The 16,409-nt window shown below is 38.3% G+C and carries 18 protein-coding genes; 7 read left to right on the top strand and 11 right to left on the bottom strand.

Annotation, left to right across the window (positions count from 1 at the left end):
• Nucleotides 1–195: 195 nt before the first annotated feature.
• Genes FNW07_RS02235 through hemA form a run of 5 tightly spaced genes read right to left on the bottom strand, consistent with a single transcriptional unit; the run spans nt 196 to nt 4,643 of the window.
• Nucleotides 196–729: a GNAT family N-acetyltransferase gene (locus FNW07_RS02235; protein WP_126742397.1), complete on the bottom strand. Its 534-nt coding sequence runs from the start codon at nt 727–729 to the stop codon at nt 196–198.
• Between the two features lie 12 nt (nt 730–741).
• Nucleotides 742–1,767, bottom strand: coding sequence for a uroporphyrinogen decarboxylase (hemE, locus tag FNW07_RS02230; protein ID WP_126742396.1), 1,026 nt, complete (start codon nt 1,765–1,767; stop codon nt 742–744).
• Between the two features lie 22 nt (nt 1,768–1,789).
• On the bottom strand, nt 1,790–2,473 hold the full coding sequence (locus tag FNW07_RS02225; protein WP_126742395.1) for a uroporphyrinogen-III synthase: 684 nt from the start codon (nt 2,471–2,473) through the stop codon (nt 1,790–1,792).
• Nucleotides 2,470–3,390, bottom strand: a complete 921-nt coding sequence (hemC, locus tag FNW07_RS02220) for a hydroxymethylbilane synthase (RefSeq protein WP_126742394.1) — start codon at nt 3,388–3,390, stop codon at nt 2,470–2,472. Before hemC ends, FNW07_RS02225 begins: the two co-directional genes overlap by 4 nt.
• Nucleotides 3,387–4,643 carry a glutamyl-tRNA reductase gene (hemA, locus tag FNW07_RS02215; protein WP_126742393.1) on the bottom strand — a complete coding sequence of 419 codons (1,257 nt, stop codon included), beginning with the start codon at nt 4,641–4,643 and terminating at the stop codon, nt 3,387–3,389. The genes hemC and hemA overlap by 4 nt, the downstream gene beginning before the upstream one ends.
• Nucleotides 4,644–4,869: 226 nt before the next feature.
• Here hemA and FNW07_RS02210 point away from each other — a divergent pair, with 226 nt between their 5' ends.
• A complete protein-coding gene (locus tag FNW07_RS02210) occupies nt 4,870–5,736 on the top strand; it encodes an AraC family transcriptional regulator (protein WP_126742392.1) in 867 nt (288 codons plus the stop codon).
• Between the two features lie 13 nt (nt 5,737–5,749).
• Here FNW07_RS02210 and FNW07_RS02205 read toward each other — a convergent pair whose 3' ends face one another.
• Genes FNW07_RS02205 through FNW07_RS02195 form a run of 3 tightly spaced genes read right to left on the bottom strand, consistent with a single transcriptional unit; the run spans nt 5,750 to nt 8,037 of the window.
• On the bottom strand, nt 5,750–6,538 hold the full coding sequence (locus FNW07_RS02205; protein ID WP_126742391.1) for a hypothetical protein: 789 nt from the start codon (nt 6,536–6,538) through the stop codon (nt 5,750–5,752).
• Nucleotides 6,539–6,544: 6 nt separating this feature from the next.
• Nucleotides 6,545–7,309: a hypothetical protein gene (locus FNW07_RS02200; protein WP_126742390.1), complete on the bottom strand. Its 765-nt coding sequence runs from the start codon at nt 7,307–7,309 to the stop codon at nt 6,545–6,547.
• A 14-nt stretch (nt 7,310–7,323) separates the two neighbouring features.
• Nucleotides 7,324–8,037 (bottom strand): hypothetical protein, encoded by a 714-nt coding sequence (locus FNW07_RS02195; RefSeq protein WP_144265607.1) that lies wholly within the window; start codon nt 8,035–8,037, stop codon nt 7,324–7,326.
• Nucleotides 8,038–8,290: 253 nt separating this feature from the next.
• Between FNW07_RS02195 and hemH the strand changes: the two genes are divergently transcribed.
• The 4 genes from hemH to FNW07_RS02175 are packed head-to-tail and all read left to right on the top strand — an operon-like array spanning nt 8,291 to nt 12,128.
• Nucleotides 8,291–9,307 carry a ferrochelatase gene (gene hemH, locus FNW07_RS02190; RefSeq protein ID WP_126742388.1) on the top strand — a complete coding sequence of 339 codons (1,017 nt, stop codon included), beginning with the start codon at nt 8,291–8,293 and terminating at the stop codon, nt 9,305–9,307.
• 8 nt (nt 9,308–9,315) lie between these two features.
• Entirely contained in the window at nt 9,316–9,861 is a 546-nt protein-coding gene (locus FNW07_RS02185) for a CopD family protein (protein WP_126742387.1), read from the top strand.
• Nucleotides 9,862–9,920: 59 nt separating this feature from the next.
• Entirely contained in the window at nt 9,921–11,336 is a 1,416-nt protein-coding gene (locus FNW07_RS02180; protein WP_126742484.1) for an ATP-binding protein, read from the top strand.
• A 9-nt stretch (nt 11,337–11,345) separates the two neighbouring features.
• Nucleotides 11,346–12,128 carry an enoyl-CoA hydratase/isomerase family protein gene (locus FNW07_RS02175; protein WP_126742386.1) on the top strand — a complete coding sequence of 261 codons (783 nt, stop codon included), beginning with the start codon at nt 11,346–11,348 and terminating at the stop codon, nt 12,126–12,128.
• 147 nt (nt 12,129–12,275) lie between these two features.
• Here FNW07_RS02175 and FNW07_RS02170 read toward each other — a convergent pair whose 3' ends face one another.
• The 3 genes from FNW07_RS02170 to FNW07_RS02160 are packed head-to-tail and all read right to left on the bottom strand — an operon-like array spanning nt 12,276 to nt 14,705.
• Nucleotides 12,276–12,929, bottom strand: coding sequence for an HD domain-containing protein (locus FNW07_RS02170; protein ID WP_126742385.1), 654 nt, complete (start codon nt 12,927–12,929; stop codon nt 12,276–12,278).
• A 45-nt stretch (nt 12,930–12,974) separates the two neighbouring features.
• Entirely contained in the window at nt 12,975–13,961 is a 987-nt protein-coding gene (locus FNW07_RS02165; RefSeq protein ID WP_126742384.1) for an acyl-ACP desaturase, read from the bottom strand.
• Nucleotides 13,962–13,970: 9 nt separating this feature from the next.
• Nucleotides 13,971–14,705 carry a 1-acyl-sn-glycerol-3-phosphate acyltransferase gene (locus FNW07_RS02160; RefSeq protein WP_126742383.1) on the bottom strand — a complete coding sequence of 245 codons (735 nt, stop codon included), beginning with the start codon at nt 14,703–14,705 and terminating at the stop codon, nt 13,971–13,973.
• A 163-nt stretch (nt 14,706–14,868) separates the two neighbouring features.
• On the opposite strand from FNW07_RS02160, the gene recA reads away from it, so the two are divergent.
• Nucleotides 14,869–15,894, top strand: coding sequence for a recombinase RecA (gene recA, locus FNW07_RS02155; RefSeq protein ID WP_370511479.1), 1,026 nt, complete (start codon nt 14,869–14,871; stop codon nt 15,892–15,894).
• A gap of 91 nt (nt 15,895–15,985) precedes the next feature.
• Nucleotides 15,986–16,393 carry a hypothetical protein gene (locus tag FNW07_RS02150; RefSeq protein WP_126742382.1) on the top strand — a complete coding sequence of 136 codons (408 nt, stop codon included), beginning with the start codon at nt 15,986–15,988 and terminating at the stop codon, nt 16,391–16,393.
• Nucleotides 16,394–16,409: the final 16 nt, after the last annotated feature.

Raw genomic sequence — 16,409 nt, 5'->3', positions numbered from 1 at the left:
ATTAATAAATATAATATAGTCAGAGACACAATTATGATTGGATAACCTATCATCATCCATCCTGCAGCACACGCTCCATTTGAAGTATTGTATTTATTATTTGGAAAAAGATAAAATATAAGTGCATTAATAATCCAAAAATAATAAAATCCAAAAAATAGAATCTTAAAAACCAATTTTATGTAGGTATAGAATTTATTTCTCATTTGTATGTTCATATAATTCCATGTCTAATGCAGGTTCATTAACAGGCGTAAATTGATTCAATAACGTTTTTTTCCAGATAAAGCCAGAATTTCGAGCCACTTTCAAGCTGGCAAGATTCGTTATATGGGCCATAATTTGAATCGTTTTCAGCCCTAATTCCTCATGAGCGAAATCTGAAATTGCTTTAACGGTTTTAGTTATTATGCCTTTTCCTTCAAAATCGCTTCCGATACAATACGCTAGTTCACCAATACTTTTTACCCAATCAATTTTTTTAATGATAATCAATCCCATAATTTTTTGGGAATCAATTTCTCGGATAGCAAAGGTGAAATTTATTTTTTGCTCAATTTCTTTAGCTTTAATTTCAATATATTCTGTAGACTTTTCCAGAGTTGAGTTACTGGAAAGGGTAACTGGAAAATATTTACTTAGTCTTTCATTATTGTCCAAGACAAACTGATACAACTGTTTTGCATCAGATGGTTTCAAAGTATCAATAATGAAGTTCTCGTTCAGCATTGAAAAGTATTTTTATTGATTGTACTCTTTTACCGCATCGATAAATGCTTTGGCGTGATCTACCGGAATATTTGGAAGGATTCCGTGGCCCAGATTCACAATATATTTGTCTTTTCCGAATTCGTCAATCATCTGATGCACCATTTTCTTAATCGTCGGGATTGGCGAAAGTAGTCTTGACGGGTCAAAATTCCCTTGCAGCGTAATGTTTCCCCCTGATAAATAACGGGCATTTCTTGGAGAACAAGTCCAGTCAACCCCAAGAGCTGAGGCTCGGCTTTTTCCCATTTCGCCCAAGGCAAACCAACATCCCTTTCCGAAAACAATCACCGGGGTTACATCGGCTAATGCTTCAATAATCTGATTGATGTATTTCCATGAGAATTCCTGGTAATCAACAGGAGAAAGCATTCCTCCCCAAGAGTCAAAAATCTGAACAGCATTTACTCCTGCTTTTACTTTTTCTTTTAAATATAAAATAGTGGTGTCGGTGATTTTTTGCAATAAAACGTGCGCTGCTTCCGGATGTGTAAAACAGAATCCTTTGGCCATATCAAAACTTTTGGAACCTTTTCCTTCCACTGCATAACACATGATTGTCCAAGGAGAACCTGCAAAACCTATTAAAGGCACCTCATCATTCAGCATTTCTTTGGTCAGTTTGATGGCGTCAAAAACGTAACCTAATGTTTCATTAACATCAGGAACGATTACTTTCTCCACATCCTGAATGGTACGGATTGGATTGGGTAAAAAAGGCCCAAAATTCTCTTTCATCAGCACTTCAATTCCCATCGCTTGAGGAATTACCAATATATCCGAAAACAAAATCGCCGCATCCGGAGCAATTCTCCTGATGGGCTGAACCGTAATTTCAGCAGCTAATTCGGGAGTCTGGCAACGGGTGAAGAAATCATATTTGTCGCGAAGTGCGATGAATTCCGGTAAATATCTTCCCGCCTGACGCATCATCCAAACGGGTGGGCGTTGTACTGTTTCTCCTTTTAGTGCTTTTAAAAATAGGTCGTTCTTAATCATGTATTTAAATTTTAGCAGATTGCTAGATGCTTTCCGTTTTATAATATTCAATAACGCCCAAAATCACCTCTTCGATAGTTGGTGTTTCGGCAATTACTATATTTTTTATTTTCTTTGTTTCTAATGCTAATGCTGTAGTTGTGCCTACGCAAAAACAAACTTCATTCTTGATTTTATTATTTGTCAAATAACTTTCAACTGCAGATGGGCTAAAAAACATAATTCCGTCAAAATTTTCTTCGTCTGATATTTTAAAAGGCGCAAGTGTTGTTTGATAAACTTCGATTTCGTTAAAAGTTATTCCGGCGCTTTTTAATGCTTCAGGCAACGTTTCTTTACGCAAATTTCCGCTTAAAAAAGTATAGCTTACCTTGTTGTAAATCAAAGTGATTATTTCGGCTAATTCAGATGCGTAATCCAAATAAACATCAACTGTAAAGCCATGTGATTCAAGCAATTCCTTGGTTTTTATACCTACACAAAAAACAGGTTTAGTCTTTAAAAATTCCCAACCGTTTTGCTCTATCAAACTTAAAACAGCATTTTGGCTGCTAAAAATTAAGTTGTCGTTGATTTTATTCAGTTCAAAAATGTTGTTTTTAATTTCGATGAAATCTTCTTCTAAAAGATCAAAATTAGCATCTAGAAATACCTGCCTTTGTTCTGTCGACAATGTTTTGGTGGATAAAATGCTTGTTTGGCTCATTTCTTCAAATTATTTTTAATTTCTGTCATCAATTTTGTTCCACCATTATTCAGAATTTCTTGAGCAGAATAAAACCCTAATTTCTTCCATTCCTGTAACGGAACAGACTTAATAACTTCTATTTTTTGGATTCCATCAATAGAAAACAAAACACCTTTAAACTCGATGGTATCTTCGGTGAAAGTCGCCAAAGCGCCAATGGGTGCCGTACATCCTCCTTCGAGTATTCTTAGAAATTGTCTTTCGATATGGGTACAGACTTCGGCTTCAATATCATTCAGTTCTGAAACTGCATCTTTACAGAAGTCATCGTTTTGCATTGCAACGACAACCATGGCTCCTTGTGCAGGTGCCGGCACCATCCAATCCAAATCCATGAAAGTTGCCGGTTTCAGGTTGATGCGTTCGAGACCGGCAGCAGCGAAAACAGCACCGTCCCAATTATTATCGTGTAATTTTTGCATTCGGGTATTGACATTTCCACGCAAATCCACCGCAGTGTGTTTGGGGTATTTATGCAGCCATTGTGCGCGACGGCGTAAACTTCCGGTGGCAATAATTCCGTTGCCTTCCAGAAAATCAAGATTCCCTTTGTGAACTAATATGTCTAAGGTATTGGCTCGCTCCAGTACTGCCGATTGAACTATTCCTGTAGGCAATGCCGTAGGGACGTCTTTCATCGAATGCACGGCAATATCGACTTGGTCATTAATCATTGCCACATCTAAAGTTTTTGTGAAAATACCGGTAATTCCCAATTCATATAATGGTTTGTCGAGAATAATATCCCCTTGTGATTTAACAGCGATAATTTCAGTTTTATAGCCTAAATCATTTAACTGTTTTTCAACGGTATGGGCTTGCCATAATGCGAGTTCACTGTCACGCGTTCCGATGCGGATTGTTTTGCTCATTATTTTGAGGGCGCTTCAATTCGAAAAACTTTTTCAATCCACTCGATACTTTCATCGACCATGGTATTGTCATCTTTCAGGTGATTGGCAAAATGGGTTGTTATCTTTTGTATGATTCGATTGCTTATAATTTCTGCTTGTTCTTCATTGAAATCAATAATTTTTTTGCTTTGAAAATTCAATTCTGCCTTTTTGATGGCATTCAGTTTTGCTTTCAGAGCATGAATCGTGGGTGCAAATTTTCGGGCTTTCGTCCAGGCCATAAATTCCTCTTTTACCTCAGCAATGATTGCTTCGGCGGCAGGAATGTATTTTTTTCTGTTTTCCAAAGTGTCATCGGTCATCTGCGCCAGGTGATCCATATGAATTAACGTCACTTCTTTCAAATCTTTCACATCTTCATTGACGTTCTTCGGAATCGATAAATCCAAAATAAGAATTGGTTTTTTCAGATTCAGGATTGCTTTGTCAATTGTGGGGTTTTGTGCACCCGTTGCTACGATTACGACATCTGCATTTTGCAGTTCGAGATGCAATTCCGAATAATCCTTTACAATCAGGTTTAATTTTCCGGCTAATTTTTCAGCCTTTTCTTTGGTTCTATTGATTAGGGTGATGTGCTCATTTTTAGTGTGTTTCACTAAATTTTCGCACGTATTTCTTCCTATTTTTCCGGTCCCGAATAAAAGAATATTCTTACTGCCGATATTTTCGACATTTTTGATAATATATTGTACCGACGCAAAAGAAACAGAAGTGGCCCCGGAGCTGATTTCGGTTTCGTTTTTTATTTTTTTGCTGGCCTGAATCACGGCATTAATCAATCGATCCAAAAACGTATTGATTAATCCGAAAGATTTGGATTCTTTAAAACTGGATTTTAATTGGCTGATAATTTCGAAATCGCCCAAAATCTGGCTGTCCAATCCGGTTCCAACCCGAAACATATGATTGATGGCTTCCTGGTTTTTATAGACGAAACCTACATTTTGGAATGCTTCCACGGTACCCAGACTGTTTTCGCAAATCAATTTGATTAATTGGAAAGGGTGCTCCGCAAAACCATATATTTCGGTTCTGTTGCATGTAGATGTTACTATCAGACTTTCAATACCCTCACTTTTAGCCTGTTCTAACAGCCGTGTCTTGGCTGCAGTATCCAAACTGAACTTCCCCCTCATCTCAGCATCTGCCTTTTTATAGCTTAATCCTACTGCGTAGAAATAGTGGTGCTTTGATACGTTATTATTTTCCATAAAATCACTTTCCTAAAAGTTCAACAAAATTATCGTTATACCTTTTATAAAAATAACGCTGGAAGGACTATTTGTGTCGCTATGAGATATTTTCATATAAAATGCTTAAAATAAGGGAATTTCTTTTAAATTTGCACTAGAATCAAGACCTGGGAATTGTCTTATGTAGAACAATTCTAAATAATTTTGATTCATTTTTAAAATTTTAATTCAATAAAATATCGCTATGGGTTCCCAGGAAGTTATAAAAATAGAAGAAGATTTTGTTCTGATTCGTTTTCAGAATGACGGAAACGAGGTCTTCCGTGCCGAACGGGAAATCGAACAAGGATTGATCCAGTTTCATTTCGGGATCAAGGGAAATGCTAAATTCATATTCAATCAGGGAAATTATGCATTGGATTTAAAGGAAGAAAAATCATTGCTGCTCTACAATCCACAGAAACAATTACCGTTGAATTTAGAATTGGCCCCAAACTCGTGGGTAATTTCGCTGATCATTTCAATCAAGAAATTCCATGCCTTATTTTCAACCGAAGCGGATTATATCACTTTTTTAAGTGATGACAATAAAGATAAAAAATATTATAATGAAGGAAACATCAGTCCGTCGATGGCCATTGTATTGAGCCAGTTGTTTCATTATAACTTACATCCTTCCATAAAGAATTTATATTACAAAGGAAAAGGGTATGAACTCCTGAGTTTGTATTTTAACCGGACGGAAGATCCGAATGCGGAACAATGTCCTTTTTTAATTGATGAAAGTAATGTGATGAAAATCCGTAAAGCCAAGGATATTGTAATTGCGAATATGGCAGAACCGCCAGGACTGCAGGAACTTTCGGATCAGGTCGGCATCAATCTGAAGAAGCTAAAAATGGGTTTTAAGCAAATTTATGGTGATACCGTATACGGATTTCTGTTCGACTACAAAATGGAATATGCCCGAAAACTATTGGATTCGGGCTCTTATAATGTGAATGAAGTCGGATTGAAAATTGGTTATAGTACCGGCAGTCATTTTATTACAGCTTTTAAAAAGAAATTTGCGACCACTCCCAAAAAATACTTATTGGAAAAGAAGTCTTAGTATTCAAAGTACCTTACTGATAATAATGGGCTATAATTTGCACCTCATCATTCCCAACTCCCCAAAACATTTTTACGGCCCCGGTACCTCCTGTATCGGAAACCGCCAGCTGGGCTTTAAACATGGGGCAATAGGTTCCCGCCGGTAATTTTACATAATCCGTTCCAGTATTGTGAAACGTGTTTCTTTCGCCGCGGGTGAATGAATTATTGGTGTAAAACTGGCCGTTGGGTCCAATAAGTCCAATTGGCTGACCATCCAAATCATTGATTACATCTGCTCCTGCAGGTCCGCCAGATTTTAGGTACATAAAACACTGTACAATTCTGGCGTGTCCATCACTCAGTCTAATTCCTGCTTTTTCAATATTTCCCCACGAAAGCGAGTAATTTATTTCAACTATTGCCGGTCTTGTAAGTGTGAACGTTGATGACCCGGGACCTATCACTCTTGGCCATCCTACTACTGTATATCCGGATCCAGTACCTGTCTGCAAACAGTCATTCGCATCAGCCCCTCCAGTATCTTGGGCATCTGATAAATAATTTTCGGCATCGAAAATAACTTCGATATTGTTGGCGACATCTCCCAGCACTAAATCCCCATTTGCATTCACAAAAACCCGGGATGAATTGGCTCCTCCGAAATTTTTAACATTATTGGGGCTGTTTAAACCTTCGATTTTTACTGTCGATGTGGCTCCGGCAACATGAACGCCCTGAAGCGGCGCAATCGTATTAATTCCAACTTGCGCCAAGCAAATCATTGGACACAAAACTATAAGGCATAAATATCTTTCCATGATGTTTTAATTATAGATTCGAAGTTTCAAAAAATCCTGGGCTCCACCGAAACCAACACTGGTATATTTGGAAGGAGCATCTTCTACTTCACCGAAAAATTTAAGGGAGTGATTTCCCGCCGGTATATTGGCATATCCTTGTGAATTCATATATGGATAACCAAGACTTCCCTGACTCGCGGAAGCATAGGCTTGCCCTTTCACACCATACCTTTTCGATAATTCCGTGGCATCAAGGCCATTATTATTCAAATCAATACAAAAATATACCCTGAAGGATCGAGCGGATAAATCAGTAAAAGTAGTGCCGTAAGGGGGCGTGTCCAGATCAGTTGAAGATATAACTATAGTTATCCCGTATTTTACTTCAATCAAAGCGGATTGCGGACTGGTAAATGGTACCGTATAAATAGGTTTGGTAATTAATGTCACTAATGCATCACTATTGACCACCACCCCATTAGAAAACGGCCCGTCAGGAATGAAATTATCAAAAGACAGCAAAAAATTCAAAGGAGCTATAGAACCTGCTACAATCCCTGTGGAATAACCGGATGGGCTTACTGTGATGTCGCCTTCAGCGGTAACAAAAGCTGGAGCTAATTTTGACCCCGTATTTAAAATTGGTTGGTTCGTTGAATTTAAGCTTTCAATTCTAATGGTGGATGTCGTTCCCGCGATATGTAAATCAGCCTGAGGGTTAACTGTCCCAATTCCTACTTGGGCTTGTATTAGAACGGGAATGAATAATAAGAGTATTGTTTTTCTCATAAGTCGGTAGGTTATTAGTAAAATCTCATAAAAACAGCATCTGTGTCTACAGCCAATTTCACGTAGGTGGCGACCGCTGGTACTGCTGTGGATACTTCAGCTTTAAATTTTATGGTATGAGCTCCGGCTGCTAAAGGGATGTACGTGGTACTGGAATTAAATATTGTGCCCTCTACGCCGGTTGCTGCATTATTAAAATAACATTTGGAAGCGGGACCATACCTTCTTGTGCCGGCATCCACCGTATAATACGTTGAAATTCTTCTGGCCGCACCGTCATTAACTTTGGCAAGCGTGTTATTCGCATAAACATCGAAACTGATATTGTATTTGATTTCCAACATGATATTCCGTGTCACATTGATGGCGTAAGTATAGAAAGTAGTTTCTTCCTTACCATCTGCATCAGCCGCAAGTAAGATCAGGTTAGTAGCCGGGAATAAAGAATTGTCTATAGCATCGCTACCATCACTGTTTGTATACGGGTCCAATTTAAGGGTTAGGACACCGTTACAATCCACATATAACGGGTAGGTTGTGGCCGGATCGTTTATTAAACCGCCATTATAAGGGCTGTTGTTTTTGTTTAAACCTTCTATTCTAACCGTTCCAACACTGTTTGTCAAATGCAACTTTTGTTGGGGGCTTGTGGTTCCTACTCCTACTCCTGTTTGCGCATTTGTAGTGAAAGCTATCAATAAAGTCATAAATATGTAATTTTTCGTCATAAATCTTATGTTAAATATTAATCACTATCGTTCGGACAACTTTATATAATGTGCTACTTTTCCCTTATAATCTGTTAAATTTCTACTTGCCAAATTAACATATAATTAAAATAACCATTAAAAAAATGCAAAATATTTACACAAAATCGATAAAGTGTATAAAATTGTCGATGTTCTACTTTTTTCTTGTATTAAACTAAAACCCATCCCTTAACAATAATAATTTATGTAGTACTTTTGAAAAAAAGATTTTATGAAAGGTGTATTATTAGTTAATCTCGGTTCTCCTGAAAGTCCAACTCCAAAGGATGTTAAGCCTTATTTGGACGAGTTTCTGATGGATAAACGGGTAATTGATGTTCCGTTTTTATTGCGTGCCTTATTAGTCCGAGGAATTATTCTTCGCAAACGCCCTGAAAAAGCGGCGGCAGCCTATAAAAAGATATGGTGGGACGAAGGTTCTCCCCTGATCGTCCTATCCAAAAGAATGCATGAAATAGTAAAACGAAAGGTGGAAATACCTGTTTCTTTGGCGATGCGTTACGGAAAGCCGTCTCTTTTGAGCGGACTTCAGGAATTGTCTGATAAAGGTGTTACCGAAGTTTTGTTATTTCCACTATATCCGCAGCACGCCATGGCTTCCACTGAAACCATTTTGGTTTTGGCCGAAGAGCATCGAAAAAAATATTTTCCAAACATGAAATTCACGATCGTTCCGGCATTTTATAATAAACCGGATTACATCAGGAATTTATCGGACTCCATCAAAATACATTTACAAAATTTCGAATACGACCACTTATTGTTCTCTTATCATGGAATTCCGGAGCGCCATATCCGCAAAACGGATGTCACCAAATCACATTGCACCATTGATGGCTCCTGTTGTAACACACCGTCACCGGCACATGAATTTTGCTATCGTCATCAGTGTACCGAAACGACCCGACTGGTGGTGGAATACTTAAATATCCCTGAAGGAAAATACAGCCAGACCTATCAGTCCAGATTAGCCGGCGATAAATGGCTGGATCCCTATACCGACGTCGAAATCAATAAAATGCCTGAGAAAGGAATCAAAAAACTGGCCGTCGTAACCCCTGCTTTTGTTTCGGATTGCCTGGAAACATTAGAAGAAATTGCCATGGAAGCCAATCACCAATTCAAAGAACATGGAGGGACCGATTTTCTGGCCATTCCCTGCCTGAATGATGATGAAGAATGGTGCAAAACCATCAGCAGTTGGATTAATACTTGGGCAGACAAATAAACGACGTTATGGAATATTATAATTATCTGAAATCACTGCACCTGATTTTTGTCATCACCTGGTTTGCCGGGTTATTTTATATTGTACGTCTGTTTGTTTATCAGATTGAAGCTGCTGAAAAACAATCGCCTGAGAAGGAGATTTTGCAGAAGCAGTATAAAATCATGACGTACAGATTATGGTATATTATCACGTGGCCTTCGGCAATATTAGCCAGCATTTTTGCCTTTTCACTTTTATATCTAATGCCGGGATTTTTAGAACAGGATTGGATGCAGGTCAAATTGGGATTCGTTTTTCTGCTTTATCTGTATCAATTAAAATGTCATCAAATTTACCTGCAATTGCAAAAGGATGAAATAAAACAGTCTTCCAATTTCATGCGCTTATGGAATGAAGGGGCAACGATTATTCTTTTTGCAGTAGTTTTTCTGGTTATATTAAAAAATGCCGTAAATTGGATTTATGGTGTGCTCGGAATCTTCCTGTTTTCGATTATTATCATGTTGGGATTTAAAATGTACAAACGAATAAGAGAAAAAAACAAAACGTAACCATGCCAAAAAGGTTCCAAATGTCAATGCTTTCGCTGCGAATCAGGATTTTCCTTTCGATGATTGTATTGATTTTGATGGCCTCCATTTTGATGGCGTCCATTTCGATCATCCAATTTAAAAACGAAGCCAAAGAATACCATCAGGAACGTTTAGAACGAAAAGAAAGCGCCATAAAAGAGCATATTAATTATGTCCTTTCCAACACTACCTACCCACTTACCACTAATAATCTGGATTTAATTTTTAAAGACAAAATCCATGAATTGGCGCAAATCCACAATCTTGAAATCAACATTTACGGGCTGGATGGCAAATTATTAAAATCATCAAAAGCGTCCTTTTCAGTAGATAATGTTTCTCCTCCGATACCCAAATACATTCTTAAATTAGTCCAGTCCTCCATCGAAAAAAGATATGTGGACATTAAAAACATTGATGGACAAAAGAACCGTTCATCCTATAGCCAGATTAAGGACGAGAAATTCAAACCTTTGGGAATCCTCAATTTACCTTATGTCGAAGATGATAGTTTTTACGAAAATGAACTGCAAAATTTCCTGATCCGATTAGCACAGGTGTATTCATTCATGTTGGTAATTGCTTTCGGATTGGCCTATTTCCTTTCGACTTATATTACAAAATCTCTGAAGACCATCTCCGACAAGTTAAGCGAAACGAGTCTGAACCAAAAAAACGAAAAAATTGTGCTAGAAGCCAATAGCAAAGAAATCAATTTGCTGATTACGGCATACAACGGAATGGTGGATGAACTCGAGAAAAGTGCTGTCAAACTGGCCCAAAGCGAAAGAGAAGAAGCCTGGAGGGAAATGGCCAAACAAGTAGCACACGAGATTAAAAACCCCTTGACGCCGATGCGCCTGACGGTACAGAGTTTTCAGCGAAAATTTGATCCGAACGATCCCGAATTAAAACAAAAACTGAGTGACTATTCCAAGACACTGATTCAGCAGATTGACACGATGAATTCGGTAGCATCGGCATTCTCCAATTTTGCATCGATGCCGGCGCAACAGAATGAAACATTGAATGTGGTCAGCGTGGTGGAATTGGCTCTGGATATTTTCAATGAAGAATTTATCGATTTTGAAAGCGATGAAAAAGTCATTATTTCAAAAATCGACCGGACCCAACTGATACGGATTATCACCAATTTGGTAAAAAATGCGATTCAGGCTATCCCCGAAGACCAAGAAGAAAAATCCATTTTAGTACGTGTGAAAAAAGAACAGAACAATGTTTTGATTGTTGTAAAAGACAACGGAATCGGAATGGAAGAACAAAATCTCCATCGTATTTTTGAGCCAAAATTTACCACCAAAAACAGTGGAATGGGATTAGGGCTGGGAATTATAAAAAACATCATTGAAAATTATAAAGGAACTATTACTTTTGATACTGAATTTGGAACAGGGACTACTTTTACCGTTTCCCTTCCGATAATTAACTCATAAATCAACCAAATGAACTACGAAAATATTTTTATCGAACACGAAAAAGGAATTGCTACACTGACTATCAACCGTCCTGCGAAACTAAATGCCCTTAACAAAGCGACTATTCAGGAATTGCATGATGCTTTCAGTGCCATGGAACGGAATGCGGAAGTTAAAGTGATTATCCTGACCGGAAGCGGTGAAAAAGCGTTTGTGGCCGGAGCCGATATTTCGGAATTTGCCAATTTCTCTGTCGAAGAAGGTGCTCAATTAGCACAAAAAGGCCAGGAACTTTTGTTTGATTTTGTCGAAAACCTAAAAACCCCGGTGATAGCAGCTGTAAATGGATTCGCTCTTGGCGGTGGTCTTGAATTAGCGATGTCCTGTCATTTCAGGGTAGCTTCCGATAATGCCAAAATGGGATTACCTGAAGTTTCACTTGGTGTTATTCCAGGTTATGGCGGCACGCAGCGTTTGCCGCAATTAATAGGTAAAGGCCGAGCGATGGAATTGATCATGACAGCCGGAATGGTTTCTGCTGAGGATGCCTATAGAACAGGATTAGTAAACCATGTGGTACCGCAAGCGGAATTGTTGGCGTTCTGTAATGGAATCGCATCAAAAATCATGAGGAATTCGCCAGCAGCCATTAGTCAGGCCATAAAAGTGGTGAACGATAATTTTAAAGATGGCGTAAATGGTTTTAATAGCGAAATTGATGCTTTCGGGTATTGTTTTGGGACGGCAGATTTCAAAGAGGGAACCACGGCCTTTTTGGAGAAAAGAAAAGCAGAGTTTAAAGGAAATTAATTCCATTTTAATACGACAACAGTTAGTTTTTTGTTCAACCCAATATAAGTCCTCTATTTACAGTCAATTAGTTTACGCATAGTTAAATAACAATTCCAAACCGTCGTTTTATATGAAAAATGACGGTTTAATTTTTTCCTATATCCTTTATCGTTCCCCATTCCATTCCGCATAAAACTGTCCCAGAAAAATTTCCATAAAATGATGTCTTTGCTGTGCGATCTGCTTTCCGGTTTCAGTATTCATTTTATCTTTCAGCAGTAACAGTTTTTCATAAAAATGATTAATCGTTGGCGCTTCACTGTTTTTATATTCCTCTTTGGTCATGTCCGTTTTAGGAGCGATTTCAGGATTGTACATCGATCGATTTTTGAATCCACCATAATTAAAGGTCCTCGCCACTCCAACAGCACCTATCGCATCCAGACGGTCGGCATCCTGAACAATATTCAGTTCTTTGGAACGGAACTGCTTTACGGTATTGCCACCTTTAAAAGAAATATTTTCGATGATGCTGATCACATGCGAAATGATCTCTTCCGGGACATTTTCATTTTCCAAAAAAGCTCTGGCTGTTCTTGGTCCCACGGTTTCATCCCCATCATGAAATTTGCTGTCGGCAATATCATGCAGCAACGCTCCTAATTCTACTACCGTCGTGTCGCATCCTTCGCTTTTGGCAATTAGCAACGCATTTTTATAGACTCTTTCGATATGAAACCAGTCGTGCCCTCCTTCAGCATTTTCAAGTTCTTTTTTTACAAAAGCAATCGTCTTGTTTATTAACTCCGGATTAGCCATAATTGTGATTAAAAAAATCCTTTCGTTGGAAAGGATTTCATGAATTTATCTGGTTGCGGGTTCTACCCATTTGAAAATCTGTGATTCTTGCGGAATGACTAATCTTTCGGAAATTTTCGCCATTCTTCCCGGAAGCTTCATCAGGTACTCACGTGCCTTTTCTGCTTCATCGGTTAAACTTGTGATTTTGTCAATTTCCCATTTATCAATCAGTTTTTGCATGATATCTACATAATCACTGGCCGTGTAAACACCGATACGTTGTGCTGAATCGGAGAAATGTTCAAAGGCCGAACTCATTTTCTCGCCTGATTCCCTTAAGAATTGGGCAGGCATAACGATTTTTTGTTTCATCATATATTGGAAAGCCAGCATCATTTCGCTTGGATCCACCTGGAAGATACGGTTTACAAATTCGCTGTACGCATGATGATGACGCATTTCGTCGCCGGCAATCATTTTACAGATTTTAGACAATTTGTTATCGCCATAACTTTTTGCCAGTTGTGCTACCCTGTTATGCGAAATATACGTGGCCAATTCCTGAAAACTGGTGTAAACAAAGTTTTTATAAGGATCTCTGCCTGTTCCGATATCGAAACCATCAGCAATCAAATGCTGGGTAGTCATCTCGATTTCACGCATATTCACACGACCCGACAGATACAGGTATTTATTTAAAAGATCCCCGTGACGGTTTTCTTCTCCGGTCCAATGACGGATCCATTTGGACCAGCCGTTGGCTTCCACCTGCCCCACTCCATCGACATCCATTAACCAGGATTCGTAAGTAGGCAAAGCCTCCTCGGTAATAGTATCCCCTACTAAAGTTACCCAAAAATCATAAGGTAAATCTTTGGCAATTTCTCTTAGTTCCTTCACTTCTTCAAAAAAGGATTCATTTTGGGAATTTGGCAAAAAGTCAGTAGGCTGCCAAATTTTTTCTACCGGTATAAGGTATTGATCGACAAAAGTATCGATATTCTTTTCTAAAAATTGCATCACTTCTAGACGCACGTTATATAAAGACATATTTCTATTTTAATTTTTAACTCCTTCTACTATAGCTTTTCCAGCCTTACTCATGATTTCCTCAAAAGTAAAATCTTTTACTGCCAAAGGTTTATGAACTGCAAAGGTAAGGCGATTTCCTAAACCAAGAGGAAAAAATCCATACTTAAAAAGTTTCCAGGAATTGTTAATACTTATTGGAACTACATATGCTGTTGGGGCGTACTTACATAAAATTTTAACCCCGCTTTGTGCAAAATCTTTTGGCGCACCCGTTTTTGATCGGGTCCCTTCCGGGAAAATGACCGCTGACCGGTTGTGTGCTTCGATATATTCCGACAATCCTTTTATCTTCGGAATTGCCTGTTTGGGGTCTTTTCTGTCAATCAGGACCGAACCGCCATGACGCAGGTTATAGGAAACACTCGGAATCCCGCTGCCGAGTTCTTTTTTGCTGACAAATTTCGGATGAAAACGTCTCAAAAACCAAACCATTGCAATAATATCAAACATGCTCTGATGATTCGACACAAATATGATCGGCACCCCTTTTGGTATACGTTCTATATTCTCAAATTTATAAGTGCTCCCTATCACATTCCCTACCCGAAGCAAAAAAAAGTTCAGGTAATCGACACTTTTTTTATGGGCCTGATAGCCAAAAACATTCAGACAGATCCATTGAATCGGATGGAAAATGATCAGTACCAACAAAAATAAAATATAAGCGACCAAAGAAATTGGGTACGAAATAATTTTTTGCATAACTAAATTATAATACGCAAAAGTAAGGAATATATTTTTCTTAATTAAATTATTGAAAACTCAAAAATCTTTGTTCGCATCTGCGCATGCCATTCCAAAAAAAAAAGTATTTTTACTAAAAAATAAGCGCGAAAAACAAATGGAAAAACAAATGAAAGTTAAGATGAGTTCAGACAAAGAAAAAGGGAATCCTGAAAAAGAAGCCAAATTAAAAGCCTTACAATTAACACTTGACAAATTAGATAAAACCTACGGAAAAGGTACAGTGATGAAGATGGGCGATAAAGCTATCGAAGAAGTGGAAACCATTTCTTCCGGATCATTAGGCCTTGATTTAGCATTAGGAGTTAACGGATATCCAAAAGGGAGAATTATAGAAATTTACGGACCGGAATCTTCAGGTAAAACCACCCTGACACTTCACGCTATAGCAGAAGCACAAAAAGCCGGTGGAATTGCCGCTTTTATAGATGCAGAACACGCCTTTGACAGAAATTATGCTGAAAAATTAGGGGTGGACATTGAAAACCTTATTATCTCTCAGCCGGACAACGGGGAACAGGCATTGGAAATTGCCGAAAACCTAATCCGTTCCGGAGCCATCGATATTGTTGTAATTGACTCGGTTGCCGCATTGACTCCAAAAAGTGAAATTGAAGGCGAAATGGGTGACTCCAAAATGGGATTGCATGCCCGATTGATGTCCCAGGCCTTGAGAAAACTAACGGGGACTATCAGCAAAACCAATTGCACCGTATTTTTCATCAACCAGTTGAGAGAAAAAATTGGCGTTATGTTCGGAAATCCAGAAACTACTACCGGAGGAAATGCATTGAAATTTTATGCTTCGATTCGTTTAGATATTCGTCGTTCTTCCCAAATTAAGGATGGGGATAATGTAATCGGAAACAGAACCAAAGTGAAAGTGGTTAAAAATAAAGTGGCACCGCCTTTTAAAGTAGCCGAATTTGATATTATGTATGGCGAAGGAGTTTCTAAAACAGGAGAAATCCTGGATTTAGCGGTTGAATTTGAAATCATCAAAAAAGCCGGCTCATGGTTCAGTTATGGCGAAACCAAATTAGGCCAGGGACGTGATGCTGTCAAAGCCTTGATTAAAGACAACCCGGAATTGGCCGATGAGTTGGAACTGAAAATCAAAGCCCTGATAAAGGAAAGCAATGAATAAAAATTAAATCCCGAAATTTTCGGGATTTTCTTGTTTTATACGCAACCTTTTAATCCTATTTGCATCTAAAGAATATATAATTACAATTCAAATGAAAAAATTAGTTTTCCTTATGATATTCGCTCTGGCTCTCGGTTCTTGCTCTGTGGGCGATGACACGAATTCAGAATTTGTTGTTTTGCCCGCGGAAGGTGCCGTTATGCCAAACAAATTTAAAGTAGATTCCGTTTCGGTAATTACCGTGAAATACAGGAGACCTACAAATTGCCATATTTTTAATGGGTTTTATTACGATGTTAATGGTACCACCCGAACCGTTGCTATCAATGCAGTAAAACTACACCAAAACAATTGTCAGGATGACAGCGAGACTTTATTTGAGGTGCCGTTAAATTTCAGACCAACAACTGATGGTTCTTATGTTTTTAAATTCTGGATAGGAGATGATGCAAACGGAATGGAACAATATTTGAGTTATGATGTGGAAGTGAATCCATAAATTAATTTTAAAACCA

The organism is Flavobacterium sp. GT3R68 (genome assembly GCF_007109225.1).
GTDB lineage: Bacteria > Bacteroidota > Bacteroidia > Flavobacteriales > Flavobacteriaceae > Flavobacterium.
This window is presented reverse-complemented; position numbering and strand designations above follow the sequence as displayed.

Coding starts and splice junctions, on each gene's coding strand:
- FNW07_RS02175 (WP_126742386.1), top strand. CDS start 11,346: ATGAACTACGAAAATATTTTTATCGAACACGAAAAAGGAATTGCTACA.
- FNW07_RS02210 (WP_126742392.1), top strand. CDS start 4,870: ATGGGTTCCCAGGAAGTTATAAAAATAGAAGAAGATTTTGTTCTGATT.
- FNW07_RS02170 (WP_126742385.1), bottom strand. CDS start 12,929: ATGGCTAATCCGGAGTTAATAAACAAGACGATTGCTTTTGTAAAAAAA.
- FNW07_RS02180 (WP_126742484.1), top strand. CDS start 9,921: ATGATTGTATTGATTTTGATGGCCTCCATTTTGATGGCGTCCATTTCG.
- FNW07_RS02165 (WP_126742384.1), bottom strand. CDS start 13,961: ATGTCTTTATATAACGTGCGTCTAGAAGTGATGCAATTTTTAGAAAAG.
- FNW07_RS02235 (WP_126742397.1), bottom strand. CDS start 729: ATGCTGAACGAGAACTTCATTATTGATACTTTGAAACCATCTGATGCA.
- FNW07_RS02200 (WP_126742390.1), bottom strand. CDS start 7,309: ATGAGAAAAACAATACTCTTATTATTCATTCCCGTTCTAATACAAGCC.
- FNW07_RS02195 (WP_144265607.1), bottom strand. CDS start 8,037: ATGACGAAAAATTACATATTTATGACTTTATTGATAGCTTTCACTACA.
- FNW07_RS02225 (WP_126742395.1), bottom strand. CDS start 2,473: ATGAGCCAAACAAGCATTTTATCCACCAAAACATTGTCGACAGAACAA.
- FNW07_RS02150 (WP_126742382.1), top strand. CDS start 15,986: ATGAAAAAATTAGTTTTCCTTATGATATTCGCTCTGGCTCTCGGTTCT.
- FNW07_RS02205 (WP_126742391.1), bottom strand. CDS start 6,538: ATGGAAAGATATTTATGCCTTATAGTTTTGTGTCCAATGATTTGCTTG.
- hemE (WP_126742396.1), bottom strand. CDS start 1,767: ATGATTAAGAACGACCTATTTTTAAAAGCACTAAAAGGAGAAACAGTA.
- FNW07_RS02160 (WP_126742383.1), bottom strand. CDS start 14,705: ATGCAAAAAATTATTTCGTACCCAATTTCTTTGGTCGCTTATATTTTA.
- hemH (WP_126742388.1), top strand. CDS start 8,291: ATGAAAGGTGTATTATTAGTTAATCTCGGTTCTCCTGAAAGTCCAACT.
- recA (WP_370511479.1), top strand. CDS start 14,869: ATGAGTTCAGACAAAGAAAAAGGGAATCCTGAAAAAGAAGCCAAATTA.
- hemA (WP_126742393.1), bottom strand. CDS start 4,643: ATGGAAAATAATAACGTATCAAAGCACCACTATTTCTACGCAGTAGGA.
- FNW07_RS02185 (WP_126742387.1), top strand. CDS start 9,316: ATGGAATATTATAATTATCTGAAATCACTGCACCTGATTTTTGTCATC.